Origin of the sequence: Azospirillum sp. A26 (assembly GCF_042604635.1) — a bacterium.
Taxonomy (GTDB): Bacteria; Pseudomonadota; Alphaproteobacteria; order Azospirillales; family Azospirillaceae; genus Azospirillum; species Azospirillum palustre.
Genome location: NZ_CP170475.1, coordinates 314,336 through 327,500, shown reverse-complemented (window position 1 = coordinate 327,500; position 13,165 = coordinate 314,336). Strand labels below are relative to the sequence as shown.

Sequence of the window (13,165 nt, the reverse complement as noted above, 5' to 3'; positions counted from 1 at the left end):
GCTTTCGCCGGAGATCACCGACCGCAAGCTGTCCGGAACCGGCAGTCGCCCCAGGATGCCATGCACCGCCACCGGATCGGTCGGCGCAACCGCCGCCCCCAGCACCAGGCACCAGATCAGCGGCACCTCGATCCCGACCAGCGGGAAGAGGAGGTGCAGCCCCACCCCCATCAGGCCGGTGAACAGCAGGACGCTCACTGTCGCCAGCGCCAGAACCGTCCATTTCCGCGTCAGCAGGACGCACAGATCCTCGTTCACCGCGGCGGTGTAGAGCAGCAGGCTGAGAATGCCGTCGAGCAGGATCGCCGGCAGGCTGATCTCGCCGATCAGGCCGCGCAACCAGTCGCCGACGCCCAGGCTGGAGCCCACCGCGTCGATGCCGCTCACCAGCAGCGCCAGTGCCAGCCCCTGGAAGAACAGCGAGATGGTGTTGGGCAGCCTGAGCCATTTGTAATTGATGAGACCGAAGATCGCCGCCAGGGTCAGCAATATGGCGGAAAGATTGAACGGCCCCACGAGCATTCTCCGAAAAAAGCAGCGCACGCTGCGCAATTGCCCGACAAACTCCGGGCCGGACCAAGAAACGGCTGCCGGCTGCGATGATCTCGAAAACATCGGCGGAGCTGCGAAAGTCGCGGGCGTATGAGGATTCAGGTCAACTACTCCCAAATGGTTAGAGAGCGCTGATTGCCACCCCTGTTGCGATTGCCTATTCTTGCGCCACGATCTGTGCAGGGATCCTTATGTTTCCTCTAATTTATGCTCATCGTCGCCGTACCGCCGCGGCCGCGAAATCGGTGGCATGATGGCCGACCCGGTCTGGCAGGACGCCGCAAGGCTGCGTCAATCCGCAGGTCCCGTCCGCGCAGCCGGCGGCATGGAAAACCCTGACGGTATGAAAAGCAGAACCGGCAGCGGTCCGGATGTCTTCACGGGCGGCGGCGAGATGGGCCGGCGGATGCGGGACATGGACTGGTCGGCGACTCCGCTCGGCCCGCCGGAGGACTGGCCGCAATCGCTGCGCACCATCGTCAACCTGATGCTGACCTCCAGCTTCCCGATGTTCGCGGTCTGGGGGCCGGAGCTGACCTTTCTCTACAACGACAGCTACCGCCCGATCCTGGGCGACAAGCCGGAGGCGCTGGGCCGTCCCTTCGCCGAGGTGTGGGCCGACATCTGGGACGATCTGGTCCCCCTGGTGGCACGGGCGCTCGCCGGCGAGGCGACCTATCATGAGGACCGGCAGCTGTTCATGGAGCGGCACGGCTATCGCGAGGAGACCTATTTCACCTTCTCCTACAGCCCGGTCCGCGACGAGGCCGACCGCGTCGCCGGCATGTTCTGCGCCTGCACCGAGAACACCGCCCGGGTGCTGGCCGAACGGCGGCTGACCTTCCAGCTCGATCTGGCGGAGAAGCTGCGCGGGTTGAACGATCCGGTCGGCATCACCGCCGCCGCCGCCGAAGCCATCGCCCGTCATCTGCGGGTGGCGCGGGCCGGCTATGGCCGCATCGATCCGACCGGCAGCATGATTTCGGTGGACCGGGACTGGAGCGACAGCGGGGTGGAAAGCCTCGCCGGCCAGTCCCGGCCGCTCGACAGCTTCGGCCCGGCGCTGATCGCCGAGCTGCGGGCGGGATACACGCTGCGCGTCGACGATGTCGCCACCGACCCCCGCACCAGCGGAAACGGGCCGGCGGCGGCCTTCGCCGGGATCGGGGCTCGGGCGCTGCTGGTCGTGCCGTTGTTGAAGGCGGGACAGCTGACGGCCATCCTCTACCTGCATGAGGGCGAGGCGCGCCACTGGACCGAAACCGACGCCGCCCTGGCGGAGGATGTGGCCGAACGGACCTGGGCCGCGGTCGAGCGCGCCCTCGCCGAGGCGGCCTTGCGGGCGGCCAACACGGCGCTGATCCGCGAACGCGCCGCGGTGGAGGCGGCCAACGCCCGGCTGGCGGCGGAGGGGGAGCGGCTGCGCACCCTGTTCCGGCAGGCGCCGGGCTTCATGTGCGTGCTGCGCGGGCCGGACCATGTCTTCGAACTGGCGAACGACACCTATATGCAGCTGGTCGGCCGCCGGGATCTGATGGACCGCCCGGCGCGGGACGCTTTGCCGGAGGTGGAAGGCCAGGGCTTCTTCGAATTGCTCGACCGCGTCTATGCCAGCGGCGAGACCTTCGTCGGGCACAGCGTCCCCATCAGTTTCCAGCGCCGGCCGGACGGGCCGCTGGAGGAGCGCTTCCTCACCTTCGTCTATCAGCCGATCAAGGATGAGGACGGCCGCGTCACCGGCCTGTTCGTCGAGGGCAGCGACGTCACCGAGGCGAAACGGGCCGAGGAGGAGCTGCAACAGCTCAACGCCACGCTGGAGGCCCGCGTCGCCGAGGAGGTGGCCGAGCGCGAGCGCGTCCAGATCGCCCTGTTGCAGACGCAGAAGACCGAGGCGCTGGGCCAGATGACCGGCGGGGTCGCCCACGACTTCAACAACCTGCTCCAGGCGCTGTCCGGCTGCCTGCACATGATCGAGAAGCGGGCGGAGGGCACGCGCATCCAGCCGCTGGTCGATGCCGGGCGGCAGGCGGTGGACCGCGGCGCCAAGCTGGTGCAGCAGCTGATGGCCTTCGCCCGCCGGCAGGCCCTGCGGCCGGAGACGGTCGATCTGCGCGACCGCGTGCTCGGCATGTCGGAGCTGCTGAACCGGGCCCTGCGCGCCGACATCCGGCTGGAGGTGGACTTCGCCACCGGGCTCTGGCCGGTGGAGGTCGATGCGACGCAGCTGGAGCTGGCCCTGCTGAACCTCGTGGTCAACGCGCGCGACGCGATGCCGGACGGCGGCATGCTGTCGATCCGCGCGGCCAACGTCACCCTGACGCACGGCGATCCGCAGGCGCCGAACGGGCTGTCGGGCGAATTCGTGCGGCTGACGGTGAGCGACACCGGCACCGGCATGCCGGCCGATGTGCAGGCCCGCGCCTTCGATCCCTTCTTCACCACCAAGGAGATCGGCAAGGGCAGCGGGCTGGGGCTGTCGCAGGTCTACGGCTTCGCCCGCCATTCCGGCGGCACCGTCTGGATCGAGAGCGAGGAAGGGCGCGGCACCACCGTCGGCCTGCTGATCCGCCGGTCCGGCACCGCCCCGGCGACGGCGGCCAAGCCGGTGGCGGAGGCCGGTGCCAGCCGGGTCGGCGGCCATGTGCTGGTGGTGGAGGACGACCCCATCGTCGCGCTGACCGTGGCGACCGCGCTGGAGGATGCCGGCTTCACCATCACCCGTGCCGCCACGGCCGACGAGGCGCTGCCCCTGTTGGAGGCCGGCGGCTTCGACCTGCTGTTCAGCGACGTGGTGATGCCCGGCACCATGAGCGGCGTCGATCTGGCGCGGAGCGCGCAGCGGCTCCGGCCCGATCTGCCCGTCGTTCTGGCGACCGGCTACAGCGAGGAGGTCGCCCGCGCCACCGGCGTGATGGTGCTGCCGAAACCCTACCGCATCGACCATCTGGTCGAGGTGCTGGACACATTGCTGACGGAGGCTGGCCCCCCTCTCCCCCCCCGGGGAGAGGGTTAGGTGAGGGGGGAGCGCGGCGAGGATCTTCAAGAAGCGCGCGCTTGCTGTTCCCCAACCAAGCCACGCAGCGCATCCCCCTCACCCCGACCCTCTCCCCGGGGGGGGAGAGGGGGATTTTCCCAGGGGAGAGGTGGGCGGCGGCCGCAAGCCTCAGTCCCCCGCCGCCGGCTGCGGCATGGCGCCATGCCCCGGCCGCCTGCGGACGAACAGCCGGTAGACCGCGACGAAGAAGACCGGTACGAACAGCACCGCCAGCACCGTGGCGGAGATCATGCCGCCCATCACGCCGACGCCGATGGCGTTCTGGCTTTCCGACCCGGCGCCGGTGCTGATCGCCAGCGGCAGCACGCCGAGGATGAAGGCCATCGAGGTCATGATGATGGGACGCAGGCGCTGACGGCAGGCCTCCGCTGCCGCCTCCTTCAACTCCATGCCCTGGTCGTAGAGCGCCTTGGCGAACTCCACGATCAGGATGGCGTTCTTCGCCGACAGGCCGATGGTGGTCAGCAGGCCGACCTGGAAATAGACGTCGCTCGGCAGGCCGCGCAGCGTCGCCGCGATGACGGCGCCGATGACGCCCAGCGGCACCACCATGATGACCGACACCGGCACCGACCAGCTCTCATAGAGAGCGGCGAGGCAGAGGAAGACGATGATCATCGACAGGGCGTAGAGCGCCGGCGCCTGCGAGCCGCTGAGCCGCTCCTCGTAGGACAGGCCGGTCCACTCGTAGCCGATGCCCGGCGGCAGCTTCTGCATCAGCGTCTCCATTTCGGTCATCGCCTCGCCCGAGCTGATGCCCGGTGCGGCCGATCCCTGGATGTTCACCGACGAGGAGCCGTTGTAGCGCTCCAGCTTCGGCGAGCCGTAGATCCACTGCGCCGTGGTGAAGGCGGAGAAGGGAACCATCTGGCCGCCGGCATTGCGCACGTACCAGCGATCGATGTCGCTGGGCTGCATGCGGTAGGGCGCGTCGGCCTGGAGATAGACCTTCTTCACCCGGCCCTGGTCGATGAAGTCGTTGACGTAGGACGAGCCCCAGGCCGCCGACAGCGTCGTGTTGATGTCGCTGAGCGACAGGCCGAGCGCGCTCGCCTTCTCACGGTCGATGTCCAGCTTGAACTGCGGGGTGTCCTCCAGCCCGTTGGGGCGGACGCCGACCAGCTTCGGGTTCTGCGCCGCCGCTCCCAGCAGCTGGTTGCGCGCCTGCATCAGCCGGTCATGGCCCAGCCCGCCGCGGTCGACCAGCTGAAGGTCGAAGCCGGTGGCATTGCCGAGGCCGGGAACCGACGGCGGCAGGAAGGAGAAGAGCACCGCGTCCTTCAGCTTCGACATCGCCCCCATCACCCGGCCGGCGATGGCCTGCGGCTTCTGCGAGGCCTGGGTACGCTCGCTCCAGTCCTTCAGCCGGACGAAGGCCATGCCGGCATTCTGGCCGCGGCCGGAGAAGTTGAAGCCGACGATGGTGAACAGGCCCTCGACGCTGTCCTTCTCCTTTTCCAGCATATAGGCGGTGACGGCCTTGGCGGTCTCGGCCGTGCGCTGCGAGCTGGCGTTCGGCGGGGCCGACCACAGCACGAACAGCTGGCCGCGATCCTCCGTCGGCAGGAAGGAGGACGGCATCTGCACGAACAGATAGCCCAGCCCGCCCAGGATCAGGGCATAGGCGATGAAGTAGCGGCCCAGCCGGTTGACCGCGCCGCGCACGCCGCGGACATAGACCCGGCTGCCGGCATCGAAGCCGCGGTTGAACAGGCCGAAGAAACCGCCGCGGGCATGGCCGTGCCCCTCGCCATGATTGGCGACCGGCTTCAGCAGGGTGGCGCAGAGCGCCGGGGTCAGGACAAGGGCGACCAGCACCGACAGCGCCATCGCCGAGACGATGGTCAGCGAGAACTGGCGATAGATGGCGCCGGCCGAGCCGCCGAAGAAGGCCATCGGCACGAACACCGCCGACAGCACCAGCGCGATGCCGACCAGCGCGCCGGTGATCTGGTCCATCGACTTGCGCGTCGCCTCGCGCGGGGGGAGCCCCTCCTCGCCCATCACGCGCTCGACATTCTCCACCACGACGATGGCGTCGTCGACCAGCAGGCCGATCGCCAGCACCATGCCGAACATCGTCAGCACGTTGATGGAGAAGCCGAAGGCCGACATCACGCCGAAGGTGCCGAGCAGCACCACCGGCACCGCGATGGTCGGGATCAGCGTCGCGCGGAAATTCTGGAGGAACAGGTACATCACGACGAAGACGAGGACGATGGCCTCGAACAGCGTCTTGATCACCTCGTGAATCGACAGCTGGACGAAGGGCGTCGTGTCGTAGGGGTAGATAACCTCGATGCCGGCCGGGAAGAAGGGCTGAAGCTCCGCCACCCGCGCCTTGACCGCGGCGGCGGTGTTGAGCGCGTTGGCCCCGGTCGCCAGCTTGATGCCGACGCCGGCCGCCGGCTTGCCGTTGTAGGCGGCGTTGATCTCGTAGGTCTCGGACCCGATCTCGATCCGCGCCACGTCGCGCAGCCGCACCTGCGACCCGTCGGGATTCACGCGCAGCAGGATGGCGCCGAACTGCTCCGGCGTCTGGAGCCGCGACTGGGCGCTGATGGTGGCGTTGATCTGCTGGCCCTGGACCGCCGGGGCGCCGCCGAGCTGGCCGGCGGAGACCTGGGCGTTCTGGGTCTTGATCGCGTTGGAGACGTCGGTGGTGGTCAGTGCGAAGTTGTTCAGCGCGTCGGGGTCGAGCCAGATGCGCATGGCATGCTGCGGCCCGAAGACGGTGATGTCGCCGACACCTTCGACGCGGCTCAGCGTGTCCTGGAGGTTGGAGGTGACGTAGTCGGCGATGTCGCCCTGGCTGAGGCGCCCGTCGCTGGACACGAAACCGACCACCAGCAGGAAGTCGTTGCCGGCCTTCGACACCTGGATGCCGCGCTGCTGGACCTCCTGCGGCAGCAGCGGCGTCGCCAGCTGCAGCTTGTTCTGGACCTGCACCTGGGCGATGTCGGGGTTGGCCTCCGGCTCGAAGGTCAGGGTGATGGTGACGTTGCCGGAGGAGTCGCTGTTGGAGGACATGTAGCGGAAATGGTCGAGCCCGGTCATCTTCTGTTCGATGACCTGGGTGACCGTGTCCTCCAGCGTCTTGGCCGAGGCGCCGGGATAGCTGGCGGTGATCGACACCGTCGGCGGCGCGATCTTCGGATATTGCTCGACGGGCAGCCGCAGGATCGCCAGGGCGCCCGCCATCATGATGACGATGGCGATGACCCAGGCGAAGACCGGGCGGTCGATGAAGAATTTCGACATGGGGACGGTTCCTGGGATTAGCGGGCCGAGGCGGCCTTTTCAGGCAAGGCGGCCAGCGCGTTCTGGGCGGGCACCGGCTTCACCTCGGCACCCGGCTTCAGCTTTTGCAGGCCTTCCACCACCACGCGCTCGCCGGGAGCCAGCCCGTCCGACACCAGCCAGACATTGCCGACCGGGCGTTCGGTCTTGATGGTGCGCGGGGTCGCCTTGTTGTCGGCGCCCACCACCCAGACGCGGGCGGAGCCGTCCGGCGACCGGGCCACGGCGGCCTGCGGCACGGCGATGGCGTTCTCCGCCACGCCCTGCTCGACGCGGGCGCGGACGAACAGGCCGGGCAGCAGCTGCTTGTTCGGGTTGGGGAAGACCGCGCGCAGCTGGACCGAGCTGGTGCCGGAATCCACCGTCACGTCGGCGAATTGCAGCTCGCCCTTCGCCGGATAGGCGGTGTCGTCGCCGCTGGCGTTGCTATTCAGGAACAGCGTCACCGGGATCTTGCCGGGTTCCGCCGGGCGGATGCGGCCGGTCTCCATGTCCTCGCGCAGCTTCATCAGCTGCGAGGCGGTCTGCGTCACGTCGACATAGATCGGGTCGAACTGCTGGATGGTGGCGAGGGCCGTCGCCTGGTTGGAGGTGACCAGCGCGCCTTCCGTCACCGCCGACTTGCCGATGCGGCCGGAAATCGGGGCGAAAACCTTGGTGTAGTTCAGGTTGATGCTGGCGAGGTTGTAGGCGGCCTTGGCGGAGGCGACCTGCGCCTCGTTCTGCTTCAGCGAGGCCTGGACGTCGTCGAAGTCCTGCTTGCTGACCACGCTGTTCTTGACCAGATCGCCATAGCGCGACGCCTTGTTGCGGGCGGCCTGGAGATTGGCTTCCGCCTTCTGCACGTCGGCCTGGGCGCTCGCCAGCGACGCCTCGTAGGTGGCGGGGTCGATCTGGTAGAGCTGGTCGCCGGCCTTGACCTCGCTGCCCTCGCGGAACAGGCGCTTCAGCACGATGCCGCTGACCTGCGGGCGGATTTCCGCCACCCGGTAGGGGGCGGTGCGGCCCGGAAGCTCGGTGGTCACCGGCAGGCGCTGCGGCTCGATGGTGGCGACCGAGACCTCGGGCGGGCCGCCGGCACCCTGGGGCTGGCCGGATGCCTGCTTCTGCTGGTTGCAGCCGGCGAGCACCGCGATCAGGCAGGCCGCCGCGGCCAACGTCATGAATGGCTTTGAACTGGACATCTGTTTCCTCGTCTCGGCGCCGCACGTCGGCGGACCCGTCTCCCTGCTGCACGCTCTATCTATACGCTGCGGGGTCAGGCGGTCCGGCACATCCCCGTTGCTTAGTACTGTCTCATACAGTACAGTGTACCAGACGATACATTCAGAATGCTGCACCGCGCAAGGGGGTTCCGCAAATGCCCGATATGGGGCCGGAACATCGGAAGTCACCGGGAACTCCCACGTCCTTTTTGCAGAATGTGCCGGATCGCGGCCCGGGACCGAGGGAAACGCAAGATGACCAGCAGCCAAAAGGCCCAGATCGAGAAGGCCCCGATAGAGAAGGTCGGAATCGGACACCAGCCGACCGCCGCCATTGCCGGACCGGCTTGCGGGCCGGCCACCTGCGGGCCGCGCGGCTTGGCGCGCCGGCAGGCGATCCTGACGGCGGCGCGGCGCCTGTTCGTCGAGAAGGGGTTCGAGAAGACGACGCTGAGCGACATCATCGCCGTCGCCGGCGGCTCCCGCGCCACGCTGTACGAGCATTTCGGCGACAAGGAAGGGCTATTCCGCGCCATCATGGAGGAGGACAACGCCATGATCCTCTCCGGCCTCGCCCCCGCCCAGGCTGACGAGCGGGTGACGCCGGAGGCCGGGCTGACCGCCTTCGCGCTGCATCTGGTCAAGGCGTTGCTGAACGAGGAGACGACCGCCACCGTCCGCATCCTGATCGCGGAGGGCGACCGCGTGCCCGACATCACCGAAGCCTTCTTCCGCATCGGGCCGGAGAACGCCATCGGCCGGGTGGCCGACTATCTGAAACGGCTGTCGGACAGCGGCGACCTGAGCATCGACGATCCGGCCGCCGCCGCGCAGGCCTTCCTGGGCATGGTCACCGGCAACCTGCTGGTCCGCCGCCTGATCCTGCCGCAGAGCGCGCCGGCCATCCCCGACCTCGACCGCTATGTCCGGCAGGCGGTGCGCCTCTTCCTGAACGGGGCGTGCGCGAGGGTGGCCGAGGCGGGCTGAGGAGAGGGAAGCCTCAAATCGCCGCCTTTCAGATCGTCTCCGCCGCCGTATCCCCCACCCCGCGGGCGCGGCCGGCCTTGGTCAGCGGTTCGGCGATGTCCTCCAGCCCCTTGCCTTCGGCATCGACGCCATAGACCAGCGCCACCACCCCGCCGACCATCATCACCACCGACCCCAGCACATAGCCCCAGAACAGCGGGTCGCGCTCCGTCCCCTCCCCCACCAGCCAGCCGAACAGCAGCGGGCCGGTGGATCCCACCACCTGGGCGATGGCGAAGAAATAGGAGATCGCCTGCGCCCGGACCTCCAGCGGGAAGATCTCGCTGACCGTCAGATAGGCCGACGACGCGCCGGCCGAGGCGAAGAAGAAGGAGACGCACCAGAAGATCGTGTGGGTGTTCGCGGTCAGCACCTCCTGGCGGAACAGGAAGGCGGAGACCAGCAGCACGACCCCCGCCAGCAGATAGGTGCCGAAGATCATCCGGCGCCGCCCCACCGTGTCGAACAGCGGACCCAGCAGCAGCGGCCCGATCAGGTTGCCGGCGGCGAAGGGGAAGAAATAGACCGCCGTCTGCGACGGGTCGAGATGGTAGAAATTCTGCAGGACCAGCGCGTAGGTGAAGAAGATCGCGTTGTAGAGGAAGGACTGCGTCACCATCATCGTCACGCCCAGGACGGTGCGCGTCGGATACTGCCGGAAGAAGACGTCGACCAGCTGCGCGTAGGACACCGACTCTTCCGGAACGATGTGCATGGCGCGCTTCGGATCGACCGGCGCCAGCGCCTTGCCCTGCTCCCGCACGCTGGCCTCGATGTCGTCGACGATGCGCTCGGCCTCCGCCTCCCTGCCATGGGTGACCATCCAGCGCGGGCTTTCCGGGATGTGCCGGCGCAGATAAATGATGATCAGACCGAGCAGCGGGCCGATGAAAAAGGCGATGCGCCAGCCGAGATTTTCCGGGACCAGCGAATGGTCGAGCAGGAAGACGCTGCCGACCGCGCCGATCATCGCACCAGCCCAATAGGTGCCGTTGACGGCGATGTCGACCCGGCCGCGGAACCGCGCGGGGATCAGCTCGTCGATGGCCGAGTTGACGGCGGCATACTCGCCGCCGATGCCCATCCCGGCGATGAAGCGCCAGACATAGAGGAACCAGGGCGTCCAGGCGAAGCCGGCGATGCCGGACGCGATCAGGTAGAGCGCCAGCGTGGTGATGAACAGCCGTTTCCGTCCCCAGCGGTCGGTCAGCCGGCCGAAGACCAGCGCGCCCACCACCTGCCCCATCAGATAGATGGTGCCGGCCAGCCCGACCTCGGCACTCGACATGCCGAGGCTCTCCTTATAGCCGGAGGCCGAGATCAGCTGGATTTCGATGCCGTCCAGGATCCAGCTCACCCCCAGCCCGATCACCACCATCCAGTGGAAGCGCGCCCAGGGCAGCCGGTCCATCCGGGCCGGCACCAGACTGCTCACCGCGGCGGCGCTGTTTGCAGCGGTCATGTCGGGCTGACTCCCCAAGGCTGGCGGCAGATGTCGTGCCTGTGAAAACACGGCGTGCCGCCGGAAGGTTTCCGCACCCGCAGGGTCCCGTCAAATATCTGGCATGCGAATTGTCCTGACTCTCCTCATTTCCCATTGCGCTTTTGGATCGATCCAATTAGCGTGTGTCGGCAGTTGGACCGCAGAAATGCGTCCTGCGGTCCGGGCAGCATCCCGGACGACAAGACTTGAGCGGACAAAGGCAATCCGTGCGATGCCGAGCCTTCTTGAAGAGCTTTCTGGAAGGCGGCGCGACGCGGGTGCGGAGGAACGCCCGTGACCTATGATTTTCAATTCGACGCGGTGTTCGCGTCCTGGGACTATCTGCTCGACGGGGCGTGGCTGACCGTCAGGCTGTCGTTCGGCGCCATGGCCATCGGCATGGTGGTCGCCATCCTCTGCGCGCTCGGCAAGACCTCCGGGCCGAAGCCGGTGCGCTGGGCGATCAATGCCTATATCGAGGTCATCCGCAACACGCCCTTCCTGGTGCAGATCTTCCTGATCTTCTTCGGGCTGCCGACGGTCGGGCTCCGGCTGTCGCCGGACGTGGCGGCGATGATCGCGATGGTCGTCAATGTCGGCGCCTACGCCACCGAGATCATCCGCGCCGGCATCGAATCCATCCACAAGGGCCAGATCGAAGCCGGGCTGGCGCTGGGCCTCCGGCCGTTGCAGGTCTTCCGCTACATCGTGCTGAAGCCGGCCCTGCGCACGGTCTATCCGGCGCTGACCAGCCAGTTCATCCTGCTGATGCTGAGTTCCAGCGTGGTGTCCGCCATCTCCGCCGACGAGCTGACCTCGGTCGCCAACAACATCCAGTCGCAGACCTTCCGCAGCTTCGAGATCTACATCGTCGTGACCGGGATCTATCTGGTGCTGGCGCTGATGTTCTCGGCCCTGTTCGCCGGCATCTACCGGCTGGCCTTCGCCTACACCGTTGACCGGCGCTGAGGGGGACCGAGCGATGATCCGCGCCTTCGGATACAACGAATTCCTGTTCCTGCTCAGCGCCGTGCAATGGACGCTGATGCTGTCGGTCATCGCCTTCATCGGCGGCGGCATCGTCGGGCTGTTCGTGGCGCTCGGCCGCACGTCGGACGTGAAGCCGCTGCGCCTGCTCGCCACCGGCTACATCCAGCTGTTCCAGGGCACGCCGCTGCTGATGCAGCTGTTCCTCGTCTTCTTCGGCGCCACCGTGATCGGCATCGACATGAGCCCGTGGGTGGCCGCGGCGGTCGGGCTGACGCTGAACACCAGCGCCTTCCTGGGCGAGATCTGGCGCGGCTGCATCCAGTCGGTGCCGCGCGGCCAGTGGGAGGCGGCCTCGTCGCTCGGCCTGCGCTATCCCGGCCTGATGCGCTACGTGATCCTGCCGCAGGCGGTGAAGGTCGCGGTGCCGCCGACCGTGGGCTATCTGGTGCAGGTGATCAAGGGCACCTCGCTGGCCGCCATCATCGGCTTCGTCGAGCTGACCCGCGCCGGCCAGATCGTCAACAACGCCACCTTCCAGCCCTTCCTCGTCTTCGGCATCGTCGCCGCGATCTATTTCGCGCTGTGCTGGCCGCTGTCGCTGCTGAGCCAGCGCCTGGAAGCCCGCTACGCCGCGCCTTCCCGTTGAAGTCCCAATAAAACACCCGCACTCGGAGGAAACACCCATGGCCTTCACCGTCACACGCCGCCTGATCGTCGCCGGCGCCCTGATGACCGCCGCAGTCGGCCTCACCGCCACGGCACACGCCCAGAGCGTCGAGGACATCAAGGGCAAGGGCAAGCTGACCATCGGCATGCTGGTCGATTTCCCGCCCTTCGGCATCACCAGCTCGGACGGCAAGCCGGACGGCTATGACGCCGACGTCGCCAAGCTGATGGCCAAGCACATGGGCGTGCCGGTGGACATCGTGCCGGTGACCGGTCCGAACCGCATCCCCTACCTGCTGACCGGCAAGGTCGACGTCCTGGTCGCCTCGCTCGGCATCACGCCGGAGCGCGCCAAGCAGGTCGCCTTCTCCGAGCCCTATGCCGCCATCGAGATCGGGCTGCTCGCCCCGCAGAAGTCGACTGTCGCGAAGGCCGAGGATCTGTCGGGCAAGAGCGTCGGCGTCGCCCGCGCCAGCACCCAGGACCAGTCGCTGACCGCGGTGGCGCCAAAGGATGCCCGCGTCATGCGCTTCGACGACGACGCCAGCGCCGTGCAGGCCCTGCTGTCCGGTCAGGTCGATGCGCTGGGCGTCAGCAACGTGGTGGCCCAGCAGATCAAGACGATGGCGCCGCAGGCCAATTACGAGATGAAGTTCGTGCTGAAGAGCCAGGTCCAGGGCGTGGCATTGCGCCAGGGCCAGGACAAGCTGATGGGCTGGGTCAACGGCTTCCTCGACACCGTGAAGAAGAACGGCGAGCTGAACGCCATCCACCAGAAGTGGCTGGGCACCGACCTGCCGGCGGCGGTCACCGCCAGCAAGTCCTGAGGCCAGCAAGTCGTAAATCAGGCAAAGCGCAACCCCCGGTGGAGGACAGGACCATGGCACT

The 13,165-nt window shown here is 67.7% G+C and carries 9 protein-coding genes (1 of these 9 only partly in view); 5 read left to right on the top strand and 4 right to left on the bottom strand.

Translation table 11 applies throughout. The features are described from left to right. Window positions 1-516 carry the 5' end (the start) of a cation:proton antiporter gene (locus ABNQ39_RS30315; protein WP_376965225.1) on the bottom strand. Its footprint begins 741 nt before the window's first position, so 516 of the gene's 1,257 nt are visible here — the first part of the coding sequence; its start codon is at window positions 514-516; its stop codon lies beyond the left edge, outside the window. Between the two features lie 379 nt (window positions 517-895). On the opposite strand from ABNQ39_RS30315, the gene ABNQ39_RS30310 reads away from it, so the two are divergent. Further along, complete coding sequence (locus ABNQ39_RS30310) at window positions 896-3,565, top strand: GAF domain-containing hybrid sensor histidine kinase/response regulator (RefSeq protein WP_376965223.1); 2,670 nt, start codon at window positions 896-898, stop codon at window positions 3,563-3,565. 150 nt (window positions 3,566-3,715) lie between these two features. On the opposite strand, the gene ABNQ39_RS30305 is transcribed toward ABNQ39_RS30310, so the two are convergent. After that, complete coding sequence (locus ABNQ39_RS30305) at window positions 3,716-6,868, bottom strand: efflux RND transporter permease subunit (RefSeq protein ID WP_376965221.1); 3,153 nt, start codon at window positions 6,866-6,868, stop codon at window positions 3,716-3,718. Window positions 6,869-6,885: 17 nt separating this feature from the next. Then, window positions 6,886-8,091 carry an efflux RND transporter periplasmic adaptor subunit gene (locus tag ABNQ39_RS30300; protein WP_376965219.1) on the bottom strand — a complete coding sequence of 402 codons (1,206 nt, stop codon included), beginning with the start codon at window positions 8,089-8,091 and terminating at the stop codon, window positions 6,886-6,888. A 276-nt stretch (window positions 8,092-8,367) separates the two neighbouring features. Here ABNQ39_RS30300 and ABNQ39_RS30295 point away from each other — a divergent pair, with 276 nt between their 5' ends. Further along, window positions 8,368-9,099, top strand: coding sequence for a TetR/AcrR family transcriptional regulator (locus ABNQ39_RS30295; protein ID WP_376965217.1), 732 nt, complete (start codon window positions 8,368-8,370; stop codon window positions 9,097-9,099). Between the two features lie 28 nt (window positions 9,100-9,127). On the opposite strand, the gene ABNQ39_RS30290 is transcribed toward ABNQ39_RS30295, so the two are convergent. Then, window positions 9,128-10,600 carry an MFS transporter gene (locus ABNQ39_RS30290; RefSeq protein WP_376965215.1) on the bottom strand — a complete coding sequence of 491 codons (1,473 nt, stop codon included), beginning with the start codon at window positions 10,598-10,600 and terminating at the stop codon, window positions 9,128-9,130. A 315-nt stretch (window positions 10,601-10,915) separates the two neighbouring features. Between ABNQ39_RS30290 and ABNQ39_RS30285 the strand changes: the two genes are divergently transcribed. From ABNQ39_RS30285 to ABNQ39_RS30275, 3 genes are read left to right on the top strand one after another with little or no spacing between them, the layout of a single operon-like run. Continuing rightward, the gene (locus tag ABNQ39_RS30285; RefSeq protein ID WP_376965213.1) at window positions 10,916-11,590 is read left to right on the top strand and encodes an amino acid ABC transporter permease; all 675 of its coding nucleotides are present in this window, start codon (window positions 10,916-10,918) and stop codon (window positions 11,588-11,590) included. 13 nt (window positions 11,591-11,603) lie between these two features. Further along, window positions 11,604-12,257, top strand: a complete 654-nt coding sequence (locus ABNQ39_RS30280) for an amino acid ABC transporter permease (protein ID WP_109048219.1) — start codon at window positions 11,604-11,606, stop codon at window positions 12,255-12,257. Between the two features lie 37 nt (window positions 12,258-12,294). Further along, the gene (locus ABNQ39_RS30275) at window positions 12,295-13,104 is read left to right on the top strand and encodes a transporter substrate-binding domain-containing protein (protein ID WP_098735417.1); all 810 of its coding nucleotides are present in this window, start codon (window positions 12,295-12,297) and stop codon (window positions 13,102-13,104) included. Window positions 13,105-13,165 lie beyond the last annotated feature (61 nt).

Excerpts from the sequence above, each read along its gene's own strand:
- ABNQ39_RS30275 (WP_098735417.1), top strand. The coding sequence starts at position 12,295 with ATGGCCTTCACCGTCACACGCCGCCTGATCGTCGCCGGCGCCCTGATG.
- ABNQ39_RS30300 (WP_376965219.1), bottom strand. The coding sequence starts at position 8,091 with ATGTCCAGTTCAAAGCCATTCATGACGTTGGCCGCGGCGGCCTGCCTG.
- ABNQ39_RS30310 (WP_376965223.1), top strand. The coding sequence starts at position 896 with ATGAAAAGCAGAACCGGCAGCGGTCCGGATGTCTTCACGGGCGGCGGC.
- ABNQ39_RS30295 (WP_376965217.1), top strand. The coding sequence starts at position 8,368 with ATGACCAGCAGCCAAAAGGCCCAGATCGAGAAGGCCCCGATAGAGAAG.
- ABNQ39_RS30280 (WP_109048219.1), top strand. The coding sequence starts at position 11,604 with ATGATCCGCGCCTTCGGATACAACGAATTCCTGTTCCTGCTCAGCGCC.
- ABNQ39_RS30305 (WP_376965221.1), bottom strand. The coding sequence starts at position 6,868 with ATGTCGAAATTCTTCATCGACCGCCCGGTCTTCGCCTGGGTCATCGCC.
- ABNQ39_RS30290 (WP_376965215.1), bottom strand. The coding sequence starts at position 10,600 with ATGACCGCTGCAAACAGCGCCGCCGCGGTGAGCAGTCTGGTGCCGGCC.